The following is a 24,763-nucleotide window of genomic DNA, read 5'->3' as shown; positions in this document are numbered from 1 at the left end:
AGTATTTAAAACGAAGAATTATATGATTACAGTTACACGAGAAGAAATTGAGCAATTTCGGTATCAATTGGCAAATTATCCAGAGGCTTTGGCTGCCCTAAATGAGATAGAAGAAGAGGAAGGAGATTTGGAGTATGCGACTGAAATTATAGCTTCGGAAGCCGGAATCGACAGAATAGATATAAAAGAGAGTTGGTTGCAAAATTTAGCCAGGCGGTGTCGCCATATAATTTGTCAAGATGAATTTAAAAATGATCTACTCGCTGGAGGAATTACTACTTTGATTCCGTATTTAGTGCAGTCGGTAAATTTGCCCGTGGCATTGGCGACTCCAGTAGCTATTTATATAGTTAAGATTGGAGTCAAAAGTTTCTGCAATCAAGAGGAAACAAGAAACCATAAAGATTATCCATTAGCACAAGAATTAATTGCCGATAATAAAGGTAATATCGAGAAAGTATTAATTGATTTTCAGGACTATGAACGTTTAATTGAAAGCTTTGAAGATGAAGGACTATATCGTGCTATGATGGAAGTTAAAGATGAAACTCCCTTAAGTTTGGAAGAAGCATTAGCAGAACTAGATAAGGAATGAAAACCGAATATCTTCCAACCTTTCTTAAAGATCTTAAATCTCTGAAAAGCACGCCCGTTTATAGAACGATTAAAAAGTTTACGTTTCAGGATATTATTTCCTGTCAAAATCTTAGGGATATCAAAAACATCAAAAAATTAAAAGGAGAAGAAAATGCATATCGAATTCGTTTAGGGGATTATAGAATTGGTTTTTTTATAAAAGGCGATACTATCATATTCTCCCGTGTTCTCCATAGACGAGAATTTTATCGTTATTTTCCTTAAAGCAATAGAAAATTATAAAGTAGTAGGGTGGGCAGTAGAATCGCAGCCCACCGGCAGTAAATAAAATTAATCGTAGGGTGGGCAGTGCCTAAGACCAATCCCAAAGCTGGTAGTAGCTTTGATAAGCACTGCCCACCGACAGTAAATAAAATTAATCGTCAGGTGGGCAGTGTATATAACCAATTTCAAAGGTTTCCATCGCTATGATACTTACTGCCCACCCTACATCAACTACTCCCGACTCCCGACTCCCGACTCCCTACTCCCTAATGATCAAAATTGCTCAGGATCGATATTAATATAGATATCCTTCAACTCAGAATAGACATCCAACGCTTCTGTGCCTGGTTCACGGGTACCATTACCAGATTGCTTGAGTCCACCAAAGGGCATATGAGGTTCACTGCCATAAGTACCGGCATTCACTACAGCTACGCCAGTTTGGACTTTCTCACAAAACCTTACTGCACGGTGGATGTTGCGAGTGTGAATCGAAGCAGTTAAGCCATAGGGGGAATCGTTGGCAAGAGCAAGAGCTTCCTTAAAGTCTTTGACCCGGTAGAGACTAGCAATCGGACCAAATAATTCACATTGAGAAATTTCCGCGTGGGGGTCTACATTCTCTAGGAGGGTCGGAGCCATATAGAAACCAGTAGCATGGTCAGGGTCTGTTAAGCGATCGCCTCCCACCAACACCGTTGCTCCTGCTTCTTGTGCCTGTTTCACCGCTGCTATCATATTGATCAACTGTTGCTCATTAATCACTGGACCAAGGTCATCCTGGTCAGTGGGACCTAATTTTAATTCCTTAGTTTTCTCCACTAATTGGTCACGGAATTGATCATAAATGCTATCAAAGACAATGATTCGACTAGCAGAAGCACAACGTTGACCGGCATTACTGAACACTGAGAGTAAGGTCCACTTGATAGCATTGTTCAAATCCGCATCATCACACACGACCAAGGGATTCTTACCCCCCAATTCCAGGGATACCCTGCCAAAGCGCTCCCCAGCTACCCGTTGCACAATTCGTCCTACTTCTGTGGACCCGGTAAAGCTAACCACAGCGACATCATTATGAGCAACCAAGGGAGCGCCAGCTTCTTCACCATATCCCTGAATAATATTGAGGACACCAGGGGGTAACCCAGCCTCTTGAGCAATTTGTCCAACTATCCAAGCCGTGGCGGGAGTGTCTTCTGCTACTTTTAATACAGCGCTATTGCCACAAACCAGGGCTGGAAAGACTTTCCAGGCTACATTAGCAATGGGAGTATTGGCCGCAATAATTAATCCAGCAACTCCCAGAGGTTGACGCACAGTCATGGCATATTTATTAACCACACCGCTGGTAGTGGTGCGACCATACAACCGTTGTCCTTCACTAGCGTAGAATAATCCTAATGCGATCGCACCGCCAGTTTCTCCATAAGCTGAACTATAGGACTTACCGGTTTCTGCTGCTACTATCTTGGCAATCTCCTCCTGACGGGCTTTCATACCCAGGACAATCTCGTGTAAGATAGCTCCCCGTTGTACCGGGGGAGTATCAGCCCAAGCCGGTTGAGCCTGTTTAGCTGACCTTACCGCTTGCTCAATATCTGCTGCTCTTGAGCGAGCCACCTGACATAGCACTTGACCATTAGTGGGGTCTAGCTTCTCAAACCATTCTCCTGCCACTGCTGCTACTTGTTGACCATCAATCCAGTTCAAGACTTGGCTCGGTAAATAGTCTTGTGCCATTATTTTTTCCCCCTTGGAAGTGTCTCATGGTGAGTCATGATACCAATAGAAGTTCAAACAATAGCAATCAAGATAGGGAATAGGGAATAGGGAATAGGGAGTAGGAGTCTAATCTACCAAACTGTAAAACCACCATCAACTCTGAGTTCGATACCTGTGACATAGGCAGAGGCATCGGATGCCAGAAACACTAATGGGCCAAGTAAATCATCAAACTCTGCCATCCGTCCTAGAGGAACGCGATCGCAAAATTGACCTTTGAATTCCTCATCTTGTCCACCCAATACTCCTCCCGGAGAAAGGGCATTAACCCGGATGCCAAAGGGTCCCCAGTGGGTAGCAAAGTACCGGGTTAAATTCACCAGTGCTGCCTTGGATGCCCCATAGGCAGGGGGTTTTAAAAAAGGAGGGTCGCACTCCAGATGCTCATAAAACCGGGCATCGGGAGATACGCTCCCATACAAGGAACCGATATTAATGATTGAACCTCGTCTAGCTTCCAGCATCGGGCTACCGAAGACTTGAGTCACCTGGAATGCTCCCAAGACATTCACCTCAAACACATTGCGGCAAATCTCTAGGGGTATCTCTTCCAAGCTGTAGGTTTTCACTGGACCAGGAGGTTGGTCAATCCCAGCATTGTTGACAATCACAGCAGGAATGCCAATGTCGGTCAGGATGCGATCGCGGATTGCGATGATGGCAGTGCGATCGCATATATCACCCCGCTCCAAAAACAAACGAGTCTTGGGATAATGCCGTTGAAGTAGCTCAAAAGACCTTGGCACCTGAGCCAATGGTAGGTCTATCCCCACAACCGTTGCGCCAGCATCCAGTAATGCCCGACTCCACACCGGTCCAAGTTTACCTAAGACTCCAGTAACAATAGCGATTTTGCCAGAGAGGTCAAAATAGTTCACGAAGCCAACAACACCCTACAAAGCAACCTTTTCAACATTTTCCACCAACCCAGCCAACATAATCGACTCATCCACCCTTAGGGGTTTGGTTAAGACTTTACCAATCACATGGTCCAATTCATAAGGGGGTAAACCATCCCCTGGGGATTTCATCGCGATATCCTCTGCCCTTAAAACATGTCCTACAGGTAAATTATCCCCAGCAACCAGTTTTTTACCCATCTTCAAGTAAGCAGGACGTTCATTTAGGTGTACTTTCTTCACCCCATCCCCAAAAGCTTGGCGAGTGCGTCTGAGGTCTCTTACCATCTTGCGCAACCCTGTCGGTTCTAACGAGAAAGCATGGTCTGTTCCTTTCATCGCCCGGTTCAGGGTAAAGTGTTTCTCAATCACACGAGCCCCAAGAACATAAGCCGCCACTGCCATGGCGATACCGTTGTCATGGCTAGATAGACCAATCACAATATCACTGAACAGTTCCCGATAGGTCTCGATCACCTTCAGGTCAAGTTCTTCAAAGTCCGCTGGATAGCTTGCCGTACATTGGAGGATACACAGCTGGGGGTTAATCGGCATGATCGCATCATAAACCCGTTGCACATCCTCTAAAGTAGCTGCACCGGTGCTAACGATCATCGGCTTTTGGAATTGGGCAACATGTTTAATTAGGGGCAAGCTCTTAAGGTCTCCAGAAGCGATCTTATAAGCTGGCATATCCAACTCACCCAAAAAGTCCGCACTCGGAATATCAAAAGCAGTAGAGAAAAACGTAATCCCTACTTCTTCAGCATACTTTTTCAATTCCTGATATTCGTAAGCACCAAATTCTAGAAACTCCCGATGCTCACCGTAGGTCAAACCAAAACTATTTTCATGGTCATAAGGTCTGTCAAAAGCAGCTTTCGTGTAAAGGGCACGATTGTCTCGTTTTTGTAGTTTTACAGCATTCGCTCCGCATTCCTTAGCAATCCGGAACATTTCTTTACACTTTTCCAAGCTGCCTTGATGGTTATTCCCAATTTCAGCAATCACAAAGCAATCGCTATCGTCATGAATTTCAAAGCCATTAATAGTCAGTCTTCGAGACATTTTACACTCCTACAACCAATAAATTCCTATCGGTTTTTCACCACTGACCAATGGTTTACCATTAATTAGCTGAGATTTCAATACTTATTTGTCTTTTTGTCAGCATTCAGCATTCAGCAGTCAGCCGTCAGCCTTCAGCCGTCAGCGGTCAGCGGTCAGCGGTCAGCCGTCAGCTGATAGCTGATAGCTGATAGCTGATAGCTGATAGCTGATAGCTGATACGCGACACGCTAATAACTTATAGCTGATAGCTAATAACTTATAGCTGATAGCTAATAACTTATAGCGTTTCTCCCAGTTATGAGGTACGCTTGTCAACCTCAAAGTCCCCCTTATTAAGGGGGATTTAGGGGGATCAAGTTGTACCTTATGGGATATATAATTGCTATATAGCTAATAACTTATAGCTGATAGCTGATAGCTGATAGCTGATAGCTGATAGCTGATAGCTGATAGCTGATAGCTTTTACGATAACGGCTCGACTTCAAATGATCTCGGTCGTAAATATCCTGGACAATGTTGAATTAAGTGATAACTTTTACGTTGGGTAGTCATCGGATCGGTGATACTAATATACCGACTGGTCATGATGTTGTGCCAATCCCGAGGGATGAGATTCCAGAAGATCGGTTGGTCTGAATTGTAGTGTTGATCAAACCCGATCCCTTTACGAAACAATGCCCAAAGATACTTTTTCAGTTGCCATAACCAACCTGCTTTAGCATACTTTGAGTACCGTTCCGCATAAAGGGCTTTATAGTGCTTTTGCCTCTCCATCATTTGGGCATATTCTGGAGAATTAGGATCCGAACTCCAATTCCGGTAATGATGAATAGCAATTTTTTTAGTATAAACGATATCATTCCCTGAATATAAAACTTTCGTGGTCAAATCCGGATCAATCCCATAATCTCGAAATACTTCACAGAATCCACCCACCTGTTTTAATACGGAAGTTCTCAGCACACCTTGGTTAACATTTAATACACCAATTACTGAGACACCACCAATGTAGGGAGCACTCACGAAGGGACCTTGTTTATCCCTTACTTTCAGGGCTACCATCGCGATCTTCGGCTTATCCTCAAGTATTTTTACCGCCGTATCCAGACCCTGATTCACAATGACATTATCATCACTTACCCAACACACATAGGGAGTATCTACCAGTCTGAACACATCATTATAGGCTTTAGCTTGACCAAGCTTTTCTCCCACCAAAATCGGAATCACCTGTGGATTTGAGGATGCGATCGCATTTAAATACTCAATAGTGCCATCATCAGACCCCGCATCAGTTACATAAATTTTCGTAGGGGTTGATGTTTGTTCAAGAATACTAGTAATACATTGCTTCAGAAGACTCAATCGATTATAGGTACCAACAACAACAGAAAGTTTCATGGTTGCTTCACTCCTCACCTTCACTCCTAAAAATTAACGTAAGCATTCAGCTATCAGCATTCAGCTATCAGCATTCAGCTATCAGCATATGCGCTACCCGCACGCTACGCGAACAGCAGTCAGCGGTCAGCGGTCAGTGGTCAGTGGTCAGCCGTAGCACAGGCCACAAGCGTGATGTAGCCCATAAGCTAATAGCTATTAGCTGATACCTGATACCTGATAGCTGACCGCTGATAGCTGATACCTGATAGCTAATACCTGATAGCTGACCGCTGATAGCTAATACCTGATAGCTGATACCTGATACCTGATACCTGATACCTGATACCTGATAGCTGATACCTGATAGCTGATACCTGATAGCTGATAGCTTGCACAACCCTAACGGACATACAAACAATGACAGAATAATGGCTGTCCCGACTTGATAGAATTAATTTGATTTTTAATTCCCGCAAATCGGTAACCCAACTCTACCAAACATTCATGTACCTCTTCAAATAATGGTTGTTCCTTATACAGGGGAACAAATGACATTTCTACCAGAACACATCGCCCTATTGAAAATAGCTTTTTACCTCCCTTTATCACTTTATCTTCAACCCCTTGGACATCAATTTTTATAAAAACATCTCTCTCAAATTGATCAGACTCTAATTCTGACTGTAATAGGTCATCCAGGGGGCAAACCTTTACTTTCATTTCACTTTCTCCTGATGTCTGTGGAAATTCCTTCTTACATAGTTCACTGATTCTTAACATGGAAGAAGCTGGCCCATAAGAATTCTCATAGAATAACTCTTCTCCTTGATAATCCGACAACGCTACATTAAAAATTTTTAGATTAGGAATCTTAGCGCCTTTCCCTTCCAAGTCTGATATATAAGATGGCAATGGTTCAAATACATAGGTCTGTTTAGCATTGAAGTAAATGGCTAAAAATTCCGCAAAATCCCCATTATTTGCTCCAATATCAATTACCGTCTTAATCGAATAATTTTCACGAAGCCATCGCCATAGCTCCCTGCCTGGATCGGGACTCGCTTCAACAATTTGTTTGTAGTCTGAAAGCCTTAACAACTTTAAATTCATGGATGCTAACAGACGATTTACCAACCGACCAATTTCCTGTTTCACCGAAGCCATTTAGTTACTCCTATAAAACTTAATAAACTAAGTCCATAAACTGGTCTGCTGTTCTATTTTTGTCCTCATATAACCTATTTACTCGTCTCCGGAGATCCCGCTTATATCGATGATAATAAATTCCTTCCCATCGCTTCAAGTAAGCCTCTCGGTCATGGTCTAAAACAGCATTGTTAGTCTGGCGAACCGCTTCATTTCGATCATAATAATGTTCAACATAAGCCCCTGGACAATCTACAATTTCATAATTAAGCTGCCACATCTTTAAACAGAGATCACCATCAGCTTTATAAAAGATATATCGCTCTTCATCCGCCCAGTCAACTGCTGCTAGGGCTTCTTTTAAGTACATACCATGATTAACAAACAGTTTGCCACCAAGGGTATGTTGTACATAGTACTCTTCATCCTCTGGCCAATTCCGAAAATAGAAAGCTACTCCCCCTATTTTTCCGCCAGCTTTTTCCACCTCTTCAAACTTGTCCAACCCTAAATTAACCGCATTCGGTAATAGCAGACAATCATCACTGATCATCAAAATATATTTACCTTTAGCTGATTTAAAGCCAAGATTCATAAAATACCCCCAACTGCGACGCTTGAGTGGCTTTCCTTGGAATTCCCCTCGGTTATGTTGGATGATAGTAATAATATCTTTCTGCTGAATGAGCCATTCTAAAGAGCCATCCGTTGACCCCCCGTCAATCACAATGATTTCATAGGGAACCCGAATCTGATTATCTCGAACACTTTGAATCGCTTTTTCCAGTAAAGGTCTACGGTTATAACTCCCAATCACCACCGAGACGATGCAGGTTTTCTCAGAGCTAATTACCGGTTTAGCGAAAGACTTTAATATCTTCAAATGACTCAATTGTCCTGGATTAGCTGGTCCTGGATTAGCTAGTTTAATAGGAGAATGAGTCAATGAGCCATTATACAATTGTTTGACTTGACGAAAAGGCTTAGCTAGAATTTTGATATAGTTCATAAGGCACTCCTGAACACACCTGTATGGAGCCATCACCATTAAGCGATTTAGCTTAATCTGATGTGGCCGTTATAGTTGCACCCTCGGGGATAATGATATCAAACTATCCCATTGTTTATGTTATAATAACAAGTCATTATGGATAGATAAATCTAAAAATTTTCTGAAGGCTGGCCGAGTCCGTAGGGTGCGTTAGGGGCGCGCCTTGCCATCATATTCAACTTCGTAGCCAGTAGCCCCGTAACGCACCACCCAAGGGCTTGCCCTGATTTTCCGCCTCTTCGCGCCTGGTTGGGATAGTCCGTCCGGAAATTGATCACGGGCAAGATGCCCGTTCCACGCCTGATCCCCGTTCCACGCCTGATCCCCGTTCCACGCCTGATCCCCGTTCCACGCCTGATCCCCGTTCCACGCCTGATCCCCGTTCCACGCCTGATGCTCATGGCACCAAGATGCTCATGGCACCAAGATGTCCATGCCACCCACCGGGTCAAACAGCTTTAATGAGATGCACCAGATGCTTAATCCTTAGACGCGATCAATTCCCAACCGTTCCGCTGGATAGATAAAAGGAGAACCAGACAAGATGCCATCACAGATAATATCCAAACCCGGATCTGCACCAGGAAGTAATTGGTCTAGGCTAGTAATATTGAGCTTTACGTAAGGATTTTCCGATAGGGGTTCGGTAAACTGTAGGGGAATCATGCGTCTGAAAAAGAAATGGTAGGCGTACATCCTCGCCCGTTTCAGGGAATTAGAATCTAACCGTTCACCAAGGGGTAGCTTATCCAAGCATTGGAAATACTCCTCTGCTGTCGAAGGATCCATCGTGATTCCCTTATCTCGGATCCAAGCTTCACCACCAACGATCACCGGAATGCCTACACTGGTCAACTCTACTCCAGTTTTTGTCCCATAAATAATCACCGAATCGCACTCCATCATCGCTGCATAGGTACTCACAGGACTTTCTGGAGGAATGATGAAAATATTTTTAGGCAATTGAGACCAGACCTTCTTGATTTCTGGCAACAATGGTTGGCGAGAAGGCAACGTTCCCCGAATCTCTGCTGGATGAATCCGAATCAGCAGTTGTAAGTCAGAACGTTTAGCAAAATACTCAATCGTCTGGAGTACCCACGTTAGCATATTCGGAAAAGCATTAGCGCGATAGTGCAACTGGGCATCCCACATCACATTGGTGAGCATCCCAATCACCGGCTGGTTCAGGTCAAGCCCCATCTCCTCAGCATTTCGGCTAAATTCTTCATCAGGTTTTTCATGAAACCAAATCCAATCCCGAGTGCCTTGCCATCGACTTTTCAAATACTGTAGGATGTCATCTGTCATTGCCTGATTCCAAGGCATGGTTTCCCAGGCATGGAGAGGCTCACTGAGCATAGTGTGATGATAAGTGTCTCCATGGCTAAAAATAAAGCAACGCTTGCGGTAGGCAATCGTCCAGTTAACCACCCGCACTTGGCGTGAGCGACACACCTCACCAATGATGCCATGAGGTAAGTAGATGCCATGATTGAAGCAAGCAGCCTTAAAATTATAGTTACACAGTAGCTTACTGATAGCATACGCAGTCAGCAAAGCCCCTTCAAAATACCGACGCACCACGATTTCACTGTTGGGTTCGTTATCTAGATTCCCGCTGGTAAAATAGCGCAGCGCCCCAGCATAGGCGTGTTCACCAATATTCCAGTTGCCCAGGCAATAGTTTTCAATCTCTGATAGCCTTACGTGTGCTGCGATCTGTTTTGCCTCTAGCCTGTCGAGCCCAGTGAGCAGTTCACTGAATACATGGTTCGTCAAATGCAACGGTTGATACAGATAACGACCGGTTGCAAAACACTTTTGGCACTTGATCGTTTCTAGATCATAGTTTTCAATCCTTTCTTGAGGTGTATCTAGTTTTTGAAGATTGAGGCAGGCAGGCAGAGAATGGTCACACAGGAGAGTATGAACCTGTGCTCCTCTGAGGGTAAGGGCTACTGCTAGTAGGCTTTCTGGTAGTGACAGTGGCGCTGACCCCCCTACGGTAGTTGCTATTAGGACCATTGGTCCCTGGTGAGACCGTTGCTTGGCTTCTCTCCAGAGGGAGGGGTTAGTTTCGATAATAGCTCGCCAATCTAACAAGTTACTTTGCCCTAGTTGCCAAGAAAGCAAGGGACTTGGCTCTAGTTCGTCAGCACTAGTCAGAGACATATAATCAAGTCAGATACTTACTTCTCAAGGGATTATAACAAGTTCCTACTCGACAAATTTCCCTAAACTATGATAAGAATATACACACCGAAACAGAACGGTTGCGCGATGAAGCGTTCGCAAAGCGTGGCCTACGGCCTCAGCTTCCGCGCTTATGCGATTAGCCCAAAGGTCTACGCTACGCGAACGCGCCGTAACCAAAAGTGCGGGGTGGGAACACGACAGGGCGAATTTCTTCGCAGTATATGTTATGGTTCTAAAAATGCGCATCTAAGAACCAGTGGGGAGGCTAACTTGAATCCCTATATATTCGGTTCTATATATTCATATTCGGTTCTATATCTTCGGTGTATAAATTATGACCTTATCCCTCAAGGCTAACACCGCACGGTGGCAACTTCAGCGCTATTGGGAGTTGCTGTATATATTAACAGAGCGAAATCTGAAGGGACGTTATCGAGGATCGCTTCTGGGAGTATATTGGTCTTTGTTAAATCCTTTGATTATGACAGGACTATATACAGCAATTTTTGGTGCTACCTTTGCCTCTTATTATGACAACTCAACCATTAACTATATTCTGGCGGCTTTTACTGGGTTGCTTGTCACTAACTTTTTCTCCGCTTCAACCAACCAAGCATTAGTCAGCGTAGTTGGCAATGGTGCCCTGTTGAATAAAGTTCGTTTACCAATCAGTGTCTTCCCAGTTTCAACCATTGCTGCTAACGTGTTTCAGTTAGCTGTTGGCAGCTTTCCTCTCCTAGCTATTGTCACGTTGCTTACTTCAAAAAGTGTAGTCAATTTGCTAGCGTTGAGTCTTCCGTTAATCGCATTAATTTTGGTTAGTATCGGCCTCGGTTTTTTCGTCAGTGTTCTCTATGTTTTCTTTAGGGATTTACCTTATTTCTACGAACTAGTATGCTTTGTGATCTGGATTAGCTCTCCAGTCTTTTATCCAGCAGCAATTGTCCCAGAGGCGGTTCAACCCTTTTTGTTTTTAAATCCCTTATTGCCGATTATTGAAAGCATTCGACAGATTTCTTTGTCAGGAGGTTTGCCAGATGTAGGGTTAATTGGACACTCATGCCTAAGTGCCATAGTAATTGTATCCTTAGGCTGGACTTGCTTTCGAGTTTGGCAGCCTCACTTCATGGATTTGTTATAGATGACAGAAGAAGTTATTAGACTCGATCGGGTTTCATTGTGGCGAAGAACCCAAGAAGAGTTTTCCTATGACCTCAAGAAAACCATACTATCGTTTTTGGAGGGAAAATACCGCAAACCTTCCAGGAATTTAGTCCTTGATGACATTCATCTAGCAGTAGAAGCTGGGGAAAAAATCGGCATCATTGGACCGAATGGTTCAGGAAAATCAACGCTACTTAAAGTTATCTGTGGCATATTAAAGCCGACAGGGGGTCAGGTATGGATCAGAGGTGAAATCGCTCCTCTGATTGAGCTAGGAGCTGGATTCGATCCGGAACTTTCGGTAGTGGATAATATCAAACTCTATGGCGTGATGCTAGGTTTCTCTAAACAAGAGATGAAACTCAGAACCCCATCGATTTTGGAGTTTGCTGAGCTAGAAGACTACAAGTTAATGCCAGTGAAAGGATTATCCTCAGGGATGTCAGCGCGGCTAGGCTTTGCCATTGCCACTGATGTACAGCCAGATATCTTAATTTTAGATGAAGTGTTATCCGTAGGGGATCAAAGTTTTAGAATTAAGTGCCAGCGACGCATGGAAAGATTTTGGGAGGCTCATGCCACTGTTTTAGTGGTCTCCCATGATTTATCCTTTGTGCGCCATTACTGCAAGCGGGTAATTTGGTTAGACAAAGGCAGGATAAAGTTAGCGGGAGAGAGCAATGAGGTAGTCGATTCCTACTTAAATAGTGTTAAGGAAGTGGTTTAACCTTAAAAAAAGTTAAAAGTTTTAAACAAAAGTTAAAAGCTTAAGGTAAATGAAAGATGGTAATCTCAGCAGTTGGAATATAGTTAAACCTATAGTTAAACCGTCAGCTATCAGCCGTCAGCTATCAGCCGTCAGCTAATAAATGGGAGGTAGTAAACAAGCATCGGGGGGCTGGTACGGTTGGTTAAAAATCCCTGCTCATTTCACTGATCCAATCCCGTGCATTTAAAGCGCCTGGTAGCACCATCTGTAGCCCATAAGCTGATACGCGACACGCTGATAGCTGACTGCTGAATGCTTAGGTTAAATCTGTTAAACAAGTCTTATCACCCTAATAGTGATAATTTTGAGGAGGAGCATGTGAGGATTTCAATTATCACTGTATGTAAAAATGCTGAGCGATTTATAGAACGAGCGATCAAGAGTGTCGTCTCTCAGACCTATGAGGATATAGAGTACATTATTATTGATGGCAACTCCCAAGACAAAACTAAGGAGATTGTTCATAAATATAGTGATCACATTAGCAGATTTATTAGCGAACCTGATGGCGGTATCTATGAAGCCATGAATAAGGGAGTTAGGTACTCCTCTGGTGAGTTTATTGCTTTTATTAACTCAGATGACTATTATCTTGATAAAAAGGTAATCCAAGATACCGTTAACTTCCTGTTGGCAAATCCCTCCTGTGATTTTGTGTATGGAGACCTAGAGGTTAGAGAGCAATCTGGGTCTTCCTTTTTAGTGAAGCCTCCCATGCCTGAAGATGTAGCTGATGAACTGATTTGTGGATGTTTGCCTCACCAAGCCAGCTTCTCCAGAGCTAACTTGTTTTTCTCTAAGATAGGGCTTTTCAATGAACGCTACAGAATATCATCGGATTATGAATGGTTTCTGAGGCTAATCCAGAATGAGACTGTGAAATTGTGTTACTATCCTCGCACAATCACATCCTATTATGCAGGAGGACTTTCTAGTCAGTTAAGACTATCCCTACCTGAATCCTATAGTATTCAGAACCAATGCCCAATGTATCAAGATTCCTACTGGTTGAACAGAAGAATCCTCAAATATCAGGAGTTCGTCATTAACCTGAGAGAATGGCTTCAAAATGCCGAAAACGGTAGAAATACACTAAATCTCAACTATACAGCTCTTGAAAACAAATATCAAGCCGTTGAAACGGAATACCATGCCCTAAAGCTTGAATTAGAGCAAGCCCGGGCGAAAATTGCTGAAATTGCGAAAATTGTTGAGAGGGAAACCGATATAAATCAGAATGGACAAAGTTCTAATATCAAACTCAACTTGACGAATTTGGAACAAGTCTGATTAGGATAACAACTTAGACTAATACCTTAGACTAACAGGTTATAAATACTATAGGGATACTAAATGAATTGTGATAATTTTTGTTCCCTGTTCCCTGTTCCCTGTTCCCTGTTCCCTGTTCCCTGTTCCCTTTGTTATAACAAGTTAAACTTCTTAATTATTGCTATTTACTGCCAAATTTATGGTCAGGTGTGTGTGAGGGGCTGTGTAATATGCCAAGTAATAGGTCAGAATCCGAACTAGATTATGTGATTCCTCCTGAGATTAAAGACGACGATTTTTATAGAGCGATTCAGAGGATAGCTCGGGAAGAAGATATCAAGACGGTTCTAGAAATCGGGTCTTCATCCGGTGCGGGAAGCACCGAAGCGTTTGTGAAGGGGCTGCGGGAAAACCCGTCTAATCCAGTGTTATTCTGTATGGAGGTTTCAAAACCTCGTTTTACTGAGTTAAGGGAACGCTATCGGGAGGATTCTTTTGTAAAGTGCTACAATATTTCATCAATTTCCCTAGAACAGTTTCCTAGGCAAGATGAAGTCAGAGAATTTTATAATTCCCATCGTACCCCTCTAAATAACTACCCTCTTGAACAAGTCTTGGGTTGGCTTCGTCAAGATATCGATTATGTTAGGGAAATGGGAACCTCTGGAGATGGGATTGAAACGATTAAGCAAGAAAACCAGATCGAGGATTTTGATCTAGTCTTAATCGACGGCTCCGAGTTCACGGGTGAGGTGGAATTGGATCAGGTTTACGGAGCCAAATACATCCTACTTGATGATATTTGTACCTACAAAAATTATAGTAATCACCATCGGTTATTAAGAGATAAAAACTATAAACTGATTGAGCAAAATGCGTCTGTGCGCAATGGTTACTCCATTTTTGCTAAAGCGGGTAGTCACCATTTAGGTGGGCAGTCAGGTCAAGCCTCAACCCCTCTTCCCATCAATTTTTTTACAATTGTTCTCAATGGTGAACCCTTCATTCGCTACCATATTGACGTCTTCAGTAAACTGCCATTCCCATGGCATTGGCACATTATTGAAGGTGTAGCGAAATTGAAGCATGATACTGCCTGGAGTTTAGCGACGGGTGGGTATGTCAGTGATGAAATTCACCACAACGGTCGTAGTATTGATGGCACCACAGAGTATCTCGACCAACTGATGGAACGCTACCCTGACCAGATCACCGTCTATCGCAAACCTGATGGGGTTTTCTGGGAGGGCAAGCGAGAAATGGTGAATGCTCCCCTTGAGAATATCCAACAAGAGTGTCTGTTGTGGCAGGTAGATGTGGATGAGTTGTGGACAACTGAGCAAATCTGTAAAGCTCGACAGATGTTCATCGACCAACCTGACAAGACGGCTGCTTTGTTCTGGTGTTGGTATTTCGTTGGAGAAAATTTAATTGTCACCAGTCGCAATTGCTATACACAAAACCCCAAACAGGAATGGTTGCGCCTCTGGAGGTTTAAACCAGGAGCTGTCTGGGCAGCCCACGAACCCCCAAGGCTAGTCCAACCGTGGTCAACTAATCAGTCTAATCAGTCAAATCAGTCAGCTAATCAGTCAGCTAATCATGGGCAAGATGTAGCAACCATAAATCCATTCTTACATCGAGAAACCGAAGCGCAGGGACTGGTCTTTCAACATTTTGCTTATGTAACACCGGAACAGTTGCAGTTTAAGGAGAGCTACTACGGCTACCAGAATGCTCTGGCCGACTGGCAGGGACTACAGCAGCAGTCTGAATTTCCAGTTTTTCTGCGTCAACATTTATCTTGGGTTGAGGATGAAACCCTGGTTGAACCGGCGGATATCTGTGGTATAGTGCCGATTGCTCAGAAGGAGCCTGACGGCGAAAAATGGCAGTTTTTGCAACTGGAAGAATTTCAGCAACAAACTATGAAGATTGAAAGACCATTCCCCCAAATTGTGCTTGATGGGGTATTTTTCCAATTTTTTCCTAACTCTGGGATTTCCCAAGTCTGGAAGTCTTTGCTAGAGGTATGGGCAACTAATGGCTTTGGGAACCATGTGATTGTTTTAGACCGGGCTGGAACGGCTCCGAGGATTCCTGGAATTCGCTATCGCCCCATTCGAGCTTACGATTACAACAAAACGGGAGCAGATGCTGACTTGTTGCAGGAAATCTGTGATGAAAAAGGGACTGATCTATTCATTTCCAGCTACTATACCGCACCCCTATCTACTCCTTCTGTATTTATGGCTTATGACATGATTCCAGAAGTGATCGGAGCCAATCTTAACGAAGCAGGTTGGAAAGAGAAACATTACGGTATCTTACACGCCTCACGTTATATTACGATATCCGAAAGTACGGCTCGAGATCTGATTAAGTTTTTTCCCCATATTTCCCGGTCAAAGGTAACGGTAGCTCACTGTGGGATCAAAAAGGTTTTTTCCCCGGCAAGCGATGATGATATCGATGAGTTTAAGACTAAATTCAATGTGACAAAACCCTACTTACTCTTAGTAGGAGAAAGAACAGGTGTTAATGGCTATAAAAACGCTATCTTTCTATTCAGAGCATTATCTAAGCTGGTGGATAAGGAAGAGTTTGGGGTGGTTTGTGTAGGTGGTAGACCTGAGTTAGAACCTGAGCTAGCTGCCCTGGCAGCAGGAATAACAACCCAGGTTCTGCCCCTGAGTGATGAAGAATTGAAAGTAGCTTATTCTGGTGCGATCGCTCTGGTTGTCCCCTCTCTGTACGAAGGCTTCGGATTACCAGTTACCGAAGCAATGGTGTGTGGTTGCCCTGTAATTACCTGTCGTCACTCCTCTCTTCCGGAAGCAGCTGGGGAAGCAGCATTGTATGTGGATCAATCTAATGTTTACGAGCTGATTGATGCTCTGTACAAAGTTCAAAACCCAGAGGTTCGTAAGCAGTTGATTGCTGATGGTTTTGAACACGCGAAGAAATTTTCCTGGTCAAAGATGGCCGAGACTGTGGCAGAGGTTATGGTCGAAACTGCTAAGACCATCAAAAATGATGGTACTGGTATAGGTTCCCCCCTTTGGGGAGAATTCAGGAAGTTACAGGCTCAAATCCAAGAAAAGCTACCCCCAAGTCCGTCCCTAATTCAAGTTCAGCCAACTCAGCTTCAGTCAGGGGATCTCGAAGAGCAATTGAGGTACGCAGAGGCTCAACTTCACCAAAAACAGCGGGAACTTCAAGAAGCAGGGTCAACTCTAGCTGCAATGCAGTCCAATCAATTCTGGAAACTGCGGTCAGGCTGGTTTCGACTAAAACCCCTGTTAGTTCCACTAGTTAGTCTAATTTTAGGGATCAACTTACTACTGCTATCTACCGCAATGTATGCTAACAGGACTCTAGTGCAACTAATGTCATTCGTTTCTCCTATCCAAGGAAATCTATTCTTTAGTCTTGGCGGTAGTTTGTTGTCCATTGCACTAATGTTAGGTATGGTGGGCTATCTGGGCTATATGAAGCCTCAGGTTCTCCGCCGGGTCAGAATTGTCATGGGTGGTGGGGGATTAGCGTTGATAGGTTTGACGGTACTACAAAACATTAACCTGTTGTAGATAACAGCCCAGTTTTCCAAGTCTTAATTCTTAAGACCCTTTATTTTTATTCCGTCTCTGGGGAGTGAATTAAAAAAAGGGTTTTCAATCCGGACTTGTGACCAGACTTAAGTTCGAGCTAATTTATCAATACCTGGGTGTAACAACAACATGACACAAACCTTTAGAGATATCTGTTGGTGTGGAAATACTGAGCTAACTGAATTTTCCCCCGACTACTTGGCGTGCTCTGAATGTGGCACTCTAGTGTCAAAAACTGGTTTGAGGTCTGAGCAGCTTCGTGTACAGGATGATAACCATGACTTCTACGGTAAAGAATACTGGTTGTCTTATCAGACCGAGCATTATGGTTTTCCTGATATTCGTCAACGAGCCCGTCAAGACTTACCAGAGCGATGCCTCCACTGGTTGCGTACACTGATGGCTTATAAACTACCGCCAGCCAAAGTGCTTGAGTTAGGTTGTGCTCATGGTGGCTTTGTGGCAATGATGGGCTGGGCAGGTTTTGATGCTATGGGTTTAGAACTTAGCCCTTGGGTGGTGGAATTCGCACAACAGACATTCAATATGCCCATTTTGTCAGGACCGATCGAGGATCAGCAACTAGAATCGGAATTGTTTGATGCCATCGTACTCTACGATGTCCTGGAGCATCTACCTGATCCAGTGGCTACCATGAGCCATGGGGCATCTCTTCTTAAGGAAGATGGTATTTTCATTGTGCAGATGCCAAATTATGAAGAGGGTAAAACCTATTCAGAGATGGTTGCTCAAAAGGATAATTTTTTACACCAAATGAAATCTATTGAGCATATCCATCTTTTGAGTAGGCGAGGGGTGTCGCAATTCTTTAAAAACCTCGGTTTTGAATTTCTGCAATTTGAACAACAGTTGTTCGACTATGATATGTTTTTCGTAGCTAGTCGGCAGGCTTTGGTGCGCTATACTGATCAGCAAATTAGTTACTATCTGCTCAAGAGTCCATCTGGGCGAATGGTTCAGGCATTACTGGACAAATCATCTGAGTTTAATCAACTCCAAGTTCAGTATCAAAATATCCAAGTTCAGTATCAAACTAGCGAGACTAGGCGTGCTGAGCTTCTGAAGATTATTGAGCAACAGGATCAAGAGATAGCTTCCTTGCGCTCTCAGGTCAGTGCAACTGTCACAGACCTCCAGCAGACTAAATCACAATTAACCCAAGCCCACTCAGACCTTCAACATACTCAGTCACAATTGACCAATGCCCACTTAGATCTACAACATAGTCAGTCACAACTAAATCAATCAAACTCAGAAGTTCAGCATACTCAGTCACAGTTAGTACATGCTTACTCAGAAATTCAACATACTCAGTCACAATTAACCCAAGTACATTCAGACCTTCAGCATACTCAGTCACAATTAACCCAAATACACTCACACCTTCAGAATAGTCAGTCACAATTGGCACAGTCACAGGAAAAAATTCAGGATTTTCAGCAAAATCAATTACAGCAGATTCAGAACCAACTGAACGAAACTGAGACTAAGTTGAAGGTAATTAATGTAGAAATTGCGGCGATGAAGACCAGTAAGTTTTGGAAATTGCGATCGCTCTGGTTCAAATTAAAAGGGTTTGTTGGTTTTCCTACAGATAACGAATAAAATTTTCAATAATTAACGTCAGCTAAAACAGGAGTTTAATCATGCTTGATACGGTACTCAATCAAGTTGTCAGTGCTAAGGAACCATTCAACAGTTATGAGACGGTGAAAGAAGCTGTTGAAACCATTGATGGTTTCCTAGTTCCTGGTCAAGAAGAGTTTTTATTCAATAAAGTAAAGTCCCTTCCTGAGGATGCTCTTATTGTTGAAGTTGGCTCTTATCAAGGAAGGTCTACGGCAGCTATGGCGTTTGCCTGTGTAGGAAGTAATCGCAAGATCTACTGTATTGATCCATGGATAGGGCAATGTCCGGACTTACCTGAAAAGAGTGTCTTTGAGGTCTGGAAAGAAAACCTTGAAAATTACCAACTGACTCCCTATATCAAATCGTTTCAGGGATATTCTTCAGAAATTATGAAGCGTTGGGGTGAATTAACTGGAGAAAAGACGATTGACTTTGTGTTTATTGATGGTTCTCATGAATACTTAGATGTGCTGACTGATTTTGGGTTATTATTACCCCTGATGAAAGTTGGGGGATGGATGGCTTTTCATGATGTTGTTGAAACTTGGCCTGGATGCGACTATCTATGGCATGATATTGTAAAATTTCGTCTTACAGACCACGAGTACTCAACGACCCTTGCCTGTGGTCGAGTGAAAACGACTCAAGAACTCTCGGAGGAATTACAAGAACTAAATGAATTGCGGACATTGCTAGTTCAATCACAACAGCTTCAAGAGAGCGGAAGCATAGAATTAGAACAATCTCAAACTAAGCTAAAACAAACTCAAGAGCAATTACAAGACACTCAAGACCAATTACAACAAACTCAAGGGCAATTCCAAAATGCCCAAGTAGAGCTAGTTCAAACTAAACTTAAACAAACTCAAGAGCAATTACAAGACACTCAAAAGCAATTACAAAACGCTAAAGGTAAAGTAGAGCTAGTTCAAACTCAATTTAAACAAACTCAAGAGCAATTACAACAAACTCAAGAGCAATTACAACAAACTCAAGAGCAATTACAAAATACCCAAGTAGAGTTAGTTCAATCCCAACAACTTCAAGAGAGTAAAAGTATAGAACTGCAACAAACTCAATACGAATTACACCACAGCAAACTAGAAGTGGCGGCCATGAAGACCAGTAAGTTTTGGAAATTGCGATCGCTCTGGTTTAAATTTAAAGGGTTGGTTGGTCTACCAATAGATAACCAATAAAATTTCAAACAATTAACGTCGAAAAAATTGTTGCAGTCGATTGTAATTTGAGTCAGGCATAGCCTGACTCAAATTACAATCCGAGTTCACTCAGGTTCACTGTGTTTACTTTCAGCAATGGCAGATTGAACTTGGCTAGAAACGAAACTCTCGCTCTGTGCTATCCCAAATGGGGTTGGAGGGCTTTCTTCAATTCGCTATTATTAATTTATGGGTTTTGATATCACTCTCCTAAATTCGGATGAAACCCCATCCTGCTCTTCTTTTCAACCTTTTTGTCCTGTACTGAAGTGAGGGGTAGACTTTTGGCAGGAAAACATGTACTCTAACTTATTAGTTTTTCAAAGTCTGAGAGGAAATAAATGGGACTCCCAAAGCTCTCACCGCCAAAACAGTCTCTAAATCAGTCTCTAATTACTGACTTGACTGATAGGAGAAATCTAGTCATTGTCATTCCTTCATTTAATGACTGGGAAGCTCTGGAAAAGCTACTGCTACTTATTGATGAGATTATTATTCCTCAGGGCACCAATTTAGAAGTTGTTATTGTTGATGACTATTCAACGATGCCCATCCCACATTCACTTACTCATCAAGAACATCGCCAGATTCGAGCAGTTAACATCCTTCGACTTCGCCGCAACCTTGGTCACCAGAGAGCGATAGCGGTTGGCTTGTCCTATGTATATAGCCACTCAGACTGCGACTGGGTTGTGGTGATGGATGGTGATGGGGAAGATAATCCCTTTGCGATAGAGCACCTCCTGAATGTCTCGGACAAGACAGGTAACAATAAAATAATTTTTGCTAAGCGGAGTAAGCGCTCTGAAAGCTACACATTTAAGTTTTTATATTTCATTTACAAAAAGCTTTATCTCCTGCTTATAGGGAAAGAAATTAGCGTCGGTAATTTCAGTTTATTACCTGCTTATTTATTGAAGAACGTCGTAGTAATTTCAGAAATTTGGAATCATTACTCATCAGGCATTTATCGCTCTCGAATTCCCTATATTGAAGTAGATGTGCCCCGCGCAAAGCGACTAGCTGGACAGCCCAAGATGAACTTAGTGTCCCTCGTGACACATGGCTTGAGTTCTATTGCGGTGTACGGAGATATTGTTGGGACGAGAATCTTATTAAGTATCGTAGTTTTATTAGTTATTTTATTGTTGCTCTTAGGCTTAGTTTTGCTGATTAGAGTCTTTACCGATTGGGGGATACCAGGCTGGGCCACCTACGTGTCGGGTTTATTAGTTCTATCTATGTTGCAACTTGTCTTAATCGGCACTGTTTTCAGTCTGATCATTCTGTCAACGCGCAATCAGTCCAACTTGATTCCAGTTCGCGATTATAAATATTACGTTGATGATTTCTTTCCTTTAAAACCATGAGCCAGTTTACCTATGTCGGGACAGAGTTAGAGCTATTTGCTCAAGCCAATAATTGGAAGAACTATATAAGAGTATTATTAAGCAAATATATCAAAGGTGATGTCTTAGAAGTTGGGGCAGGCATAGGAAGCAACACCCGTTTACTCTGTCGCTCCCAATATAGTCAGTGGTTGTGCCTAGAGCCAGACAATCAGCTTTTCCATGCTCTAGAAAAATCGATTGATTTAAATGGTATCATCAACTGTTATGCCCGCAATGGAACTATTGATAGTTTGACTAATGAGCAATTCTTTGATTCAATTTTCTACATTGATGTTTTAGAACATATCCGCAATGATAATCAAGAAGTCATCAAAGTGTCTCAACATCTAAAAGCTAATGGAAATTTAGTTATTTTAGGTCCGGCTCATCAAAGATTGTTTACTCCCTTCGATGCAGCTATTGGTCACTATCGTCGCTATAGTCAATCCAGTCTTAAAGCAATAATACCAGATAATCTCAAGATTGTTAAATGTCTCTATTTAGATAGTGTGGGTTTACTAGCTAGTCTAGCTAATAAACTGATACTTAAGCAAAGTCAACCAACTTTAAAACAAATACAAGTATGGGATAGATTAATGGTTCCTCTCTCTAGAAAGTTAGATCCTATCTTCAGATATAAATTAGGAAAATCAATTCTGCTAATAGCAAAAAAAATCTCCTGATCAAATTGATAAAAGTTAATTTTATAGTTTGTTTTTAAAATTAACCCTAAATTTTTTTTTGGATAGCACCATTTCCTAATTCATTTTGGATGGCCATAATAACCTCTAAAACCTTTCCAAACTCTACCACCTTGTTGAAGGTTTTTATTAGCTAAAGACACCCAATACTGGTTAGACTCATCAACATTTTGATTTTGTAAATTTTTAGGGGGTTCAAAATATTCTAGAGACTCTAAATACTCAAAATAATATTGATATTTTTTTGAGATTACCGAAATTTGAGCCAACCTTTCTCTAAGAGCTTGATAATTAGAAATAGCTACTTTATTAAATTGAATAACTATAGGAGTAAAACAAAGCATTATCCATGAAAAAGCTAGAATTATATTAATTTTAGCAAAAATTTTTGATATTTTATACCCAAGCCAAACAAAAGCCAAAGGAACAAGTGAGATTGAAGCTACCCATTGTCTTGGTAGAATCCAATAGTTACTCCGAAAAGAGACATAAGATAAAACTATAGATATTCCCAAGGCTATAATTATTAGAAAAACAGGACTGATTAGCTCTTTAAGATAAACTTTCCTAAGTTTTGGGTAAACTATAATAATTGAGAAAATAACGAAAATGATAATAAGCAAGGGATATAAAAGTTTTTGTAAAAATTCAAAATGACTGAATTCCATAAAAGTGATGAGTAACTCATCCTTTTTTACCCAATGAAAAGGAGCAAATGTAAACTCTGGGCGCTCTCGTAACCAAGTTAATAATCCTAAAGTAAAATAGACTATTGTGCCGAGGACAGAAAGAGGAATATTAGTATGTTTAAGAACAGAGTTAATTGAAATTTTTCCGCCCGTTTGAATCAATTTTTGCAAGTATGTAAATACAATAATTGCCAACCAATAAACAGAAAAATAAGGATGGAATAGTACCCCCATTAAAATAGAAAATAATCCAAAAAATGTAAAAATAGCACGGGTTCTTTGGGGCAAAGGGGTACTGTAATAGGCTAAGGTACAAACGGTAGCAGTTACTAAAGGCATATAAGGGCGGGCTTCACCCACAAAATACATTAGCTGAGTTTGAGAAAAAAGAGCAAGAATACCAATAACTTGCCAGAAAAAGGGCATGCCCCAAAGACGGAAAAGATAAATTGCTGCTAAAAACAAGACCAAACCAGAGAAAATACTGGGAAATCTTAGCCAAAAGATGTTAGCACCAAAGAGCTGCATCAACCAGTGGTCAATAAGCATATAAATGCCTGTTTGTCCATGATTAATCGTTAGAATAGACTGACTGATAGCGTTCCAAGCTTCAGCCGTTGTGTCATAGCTACCGAAAGCAAAATGTAAAAACTCATCAATCCAAATTGGCCGACCAAAAGATGAGTTTAATGCTACACAAAACAGACATAGTAGTAACAAGCAAATATTAGAAATATGGTAATTGATTAATTTATTTTTCATCACCCTCAATAACCATTGATAAAAACACCCTTAAAACGGTATTAATATGCAGAAGCGATGCAGTCGCTCATGGGGTAAACCACTCGCGCTTTGCATCAAGACACTGGTTGGATTCAATTACTTTTTCCCAGTATCTGCTTCAATAATTGCTTTGTTTTTATTTTCACAAACCCCCCGATTATCTTAAAGGGATGAGAGTTACTTGGCTTTGCATCCCCCGCAGCTCTAGGAGGAAAACTAACAATTTTTTGATAGTCTAAAGGGTTAAAAAAACGCTCAGGAGTAAAGGGAGGAGAAAAGGCATCATTGACTAAATCTTCACGCACATAAAATCCATTGGCAGAATATAATCCGCAACCTACTAACACCATCCCCTTACGGCGAGCTAGCTTCTCTAAAGCTACAAGAGAAGCTCCATAAGCACTAGAATTACAATCCCAGCGAAAATTAGGGTCATAGGGCATGATCCATTCTTGAGGTGGTGGATAGGAATGATTGTGCTCTAAACAAACAACTCTAGGTTGTATAACCGAAATAGCCTCATAGACGTAATAGTCATTACTATCAATATCCACTGAAAGAAAATCAATTTCTCCAGTAATACCAGCACTTTCAATTAAATCATTAATATTTTCGGCGTTAACTGCCGCTTCGATAAATTTTAAGCGACCTTCACCGATGGCATCTTGATAATTGGCTCGAATAGTTTTTGCATAGTCTGGCAAGGATTCTATCCACAATCCTGTCCATCCCTTTTCTAAAAGATAATGACTATTGTTTTCTCGTCCTGTTTCTGCTCCAAACTCCACAAAAACCTGGGATTTTATCCCAATTCTATTAAAGATTTCTTCTATAATGCCGTCTTCATCCGATTGAGAGTGTACCTTAAACCCAAAATGCTCTAACCTTCGTGGATCATCCCCTGCTCGAATCTTTCGGTCTTGTTTAATTTGTTCTATAACTGAATCCTGTTTATTCATGACTGTATTACCTTAAAACCCAACCAAATTTTTGGTCACTACTTATCAGTGATGACGGGTATATAGATCAAATCTACCTCACACCAATCCAAATACTACCGTCTTCGGGGTTTGATTAGCAACTGATACTGCTGACAAACTTATAGCGGTGTCCA

General features: G+C 41.9%; 21 protein-coding genes and 1 pseudogene. 11 read left to right on the top strand and 11 right to left on the bottom strand.

What is annotated here, in order from left to right; genetic code table 11:
* Positions 1–355: 355 nt before the first annotated feature.
* Entirely contained in the window at positions 356–595 is a 240-nt protein-coding gene (locus F6K64_RS39145; RefSeq protein WP_502708080.1) for a RelB antitoxin-like protein, read from the top strand.
* On the top strand, positions 592–861 hold the full coding sequence (locus F6K64_RS28460; protein ID WP_008188054.1) for a type II toxin-antitoxin system RelE family toxin: 270 nt from the start codon (positions 592–594) through the stop codon (positions 859–861). Before F6K64_RS39145 ends, F6K64_RS28460 begins: the two co-directional genes overlap by 4 nt.
* A 273-nt stretch (positions 862–1,134) precedes the next feature.
* Here the strand turns inward: F6K64_RS28460 and F6K64_RS28455 are convergent, their stop codons facing one another.
* From F6K64_RS28455 to F6K64_RS28435, 5 genes are all read right to left on the bottom strand, one after another.
* Entirely contained in the window at positions 1,135–2,607 is a 1,473-nt protein-coding gene (locus F6K64_RS28455) for an aldehyde dehydrogenase family protein (RefSeq protein WP_008188055.1), read from the bottom strand.
* A gap of 113 nt (positions 2,608–2,720) precedes the next feature.
* Positions 2,721–3,527 carry an SDR family oxidoreductase gene (locus F6K64_RS28450; protein WP_008188056.1) on the bottom strand — a complete coding sequence of 269 codons (807 nt, stop codon included), beginning with the start codon at positions 3,525–3,527 and terminating at the stop codon, positions 2,721–2,723.
* A gap of 15 nt (positions 3,528–3,542) precedes the next feature.
* The gene (locus tag F6K64_RS28445) at positions 3,543–4,616 is read right to left on the bottom strand and encodes an N-acetylneuraminate synthase family protein (protein WP_008188057.1); all 1,074 of its coding nucleotides are present in this window, start codon (positions 4,614–4,616) and stop codon (positions 3,543–3,545) included.
* A 162-nt stretch (positions 4,617–4,778) separates the two neighbouring features.
* Positions 4,779–4,934 carry a hypothetical protein gene (locus F6K64_RS28440; protein ID WP_008188058.1) on the bottom strand — a complete coding sequence of 52 codons (156 nt, stop codon included), beginning with the start codon at positions 4,932–4,934 and terminating at the stop codon, positions 4,779–4,781.
* Between the two features lie 148 nt (positions 4,935–5,082).
* Complete coding sequence (locus F6K64_RS28435; protein WP_287249501.1) at positions 5,083–6,021, bottom strand: glycosyltransferase family 2 protein; 939 nt, start codon at positions 6,019–6,021, stop codon at positions 5,083–5,085.
* 2 nt (positions 6,022–6,023) lie between these two features.
* Here F6K64_RS28435 and F6K64_RS28430 point away from each other — a divergent pair, with 2 nt between their 5' ends.
* Entirely contained in the window at positions 6,024–6,227 is a 204-nt protein-coding gene (locus F6K64_RS28430; RefSeq protein ID WP_287249499.1) for a hypothetical protein, read from the top strand.
* Between the two features lie 175 nt (positions 6,228–6,402).
* Here F6K64_RS28430 and F6K64_RS28425 read toward each other — a convergent pair whose 3' ends face one another.
* The 3 genes from F6K64_RS28425 to F6K64_RS28415 all read right to left on the bottom strand — a co-directional run bounded on the left by F6K64_RS28425 (position 6,403) and on the right by F6K64_RS28415 (position 10,375).
* Complete coding sequence (locus F6K64_RS28425) at positions 6,403–7,167, bottom strand: FkbM family methyltransferase (protein ID WP_287249497.1); 765 nt, start codon at positions 7,165–7,167, stop codon at positions 6,403–6,405.
* Between the two features lie 19 nt (positions 7,168–7,186).
* A complete protein-coding gene (locus F6K64_RS28420) occupies positions 7,187–8,158 on the bottom strand; it encodes a glycosyltransferase family 2 protein (protein WP_008188061.1) in 972 nt (323 codons plus the stop codon).
* 528 nt (positions 8,159–8,686) lie between these two features.
* Complete coding sequence (locus F6K64_RS28415; RefSeq protein ID WP_287249495.1) at positions 8,687–10,375, bottom strand: capsule biosynthesis protein; 1,689 nt, start codon at positions 10,373–10,375, stop codon at positions 8,687–8,689.
* 358 nt (positions 10,376–10,733) lie between these two features.
* Between F6K64_RS28415 and F6K64_RS28410 the strand changes: the two genes are divergently transcribed.
* From F6K64_RS28410 to F6K64_RS28385, 6 genes are all read left to right on the top strand, one after another.
* Positions 10,734–11,540, top strand: coding sequence for an ABC transporter permease (locus tag F6K64_RS28410; RefSeq protein ID WP_008188064.1), 807 nt, complete (start codon positions 10,734–10,736; stop codon positions 11,538–11,540).
* A complete protein-coding gene (locus F6K64_RS28405) occupies positions 11,541–12,290 on the top strand; it encodes an ABC transporter ATP-binding protein (RefSeq protein WP_287249492.1) in 750 nt (249 codons plus the stop codon).
* Positions 12,291–12,650: 360 nt separating this feature from the next.
* Entirely contained in the window at positions 12,651–13,622 is a 972-nt protein-coding gene (locus tag F6K64_RS28400) for a glycosyltransferase family 2 protein (protein ID WP_287249491.1), read from the top strand.
* Positions 13,623–13,834: 212 nt separating this feature from the next.
* Positions 13,835–17,194, top strand: coding sequence for a glycosyltransferase family 4 protein (locus F6K64_RS28395; RefSeq protein WP_287267120.1), 3,360 nt, complete (start codon positions 13,835–13,837; stop codon positions 17,192–17,194).
* A gap of 150 nt (positions 17,195–17,344) precedes the next feature.
* Positions 17,345–18,841 carry a methyltransferase domain-containing protein gene (locus F6K64_RS28390; RefSeq protein ID WP_287249487.1) on the top strand — a complete coding sequence of 499 codons (1,497 nt, stop codon included), beginning with the start codon at positions 17,345–17,347 and terminating at the stop codon, positions 18,839–18,841.
* 41 nt (positions 18,842–18,882) lie between these two features.
* Complete coding sequence (locus F6K64_RS28385; protein WP_287267117.1) at positions 18,883–20,064, top strand: class I SAM-dependent methyltransferase; 1,182 nt, start codon at positions 18,883–18,885, stop codon at positions 20,062–20,064.
* An 18-nt stretch (positions 20,065–20,082) separates the two neighbouring features.
* Here F6K64_RS28385 and F6K64_RS28380 read toward each other — a convergent pair.
* Positions 20,083–20,272 (bottom strand): annotated as a pseudogene (locus F6K64_RS28380) (IS4 family transposase); the annotation flags it as partial.
* Between the two features lie 154 nt (positions 20,273–20,426).
* Between F6K64_RS28380 and F6K64_RS28375 the strand changes: the two are divergent.
* Together F6K64_RS28375 and F6K64_RS28370 are read left to right on the top strand one after the other, a co-directional pair.
* Positions 20,427–21,455 (top strand): glycosyltransferase, encoded by a 1,029-nt coding sequence (locus tag F6K64_RS28375; RefSeq protein WP_287267114.1) that lies wholly within the window; start codon positions 20,427–20,429, stop codon positions 21,453–21,455.
* The gene (locus F6K64_RS28370; protein ID WP_287249481.1) at positions 21,452–22,159 is read left to right on the top strand and encodes a class I SAM-dependent methyltransferase; all 708 of its coding nucleotides are present in this window, start codon (positions 21,452–21,454) and stop codon (positions 22,157–22,159) included. The genes F6K64_RS28375 and F6K64_RS28370 overlap by 4 nt, the downstream gene beginning before the upstream one ends.
* 80 nt (positions 22,160–22,239) lie before the next feature.
* Here the strand turns inward: F6K64_RS28370 and F6K64_RS28365 are convergent, their stop codons facing one another.
* Entirely contained in the window at positions 22,240–23,628 is a 1,389-nt protein-coding gene (locus F6K64_RS28365) for a glycosyltransferase family protein (RefSeq protein ID WP_287267111.1), read from the bottom strand.
* Positions 23,629–23,741: 113 nt separating this feature from the next.
* Positions 23,742–24,608, bottom strand: a complete 867-nt coding sequence (locus F6K64_RS28360) for a hypothetical protein (RefSeq protein ID WP_287267109.1) — start codon at positions 24,606–24,608, stop codon at positions 23,742–23,744.
* Positions 24,609–24,763: the final 155 nt, after the last annotated feature.

Origin of the sequence: Moorena sp. SIO3A2, assembly GCF_010672265.1 — a bacterium.
Lineage (GTDB): Bacteria > Cyanobacteriota > Cyanobacteriia > Cyanobacteriales > Coleofasciculaceae > Moorena > Moorena producens.
This window is presented reverse-complemented; position numbering and strand designations above follow the sequence as displayed.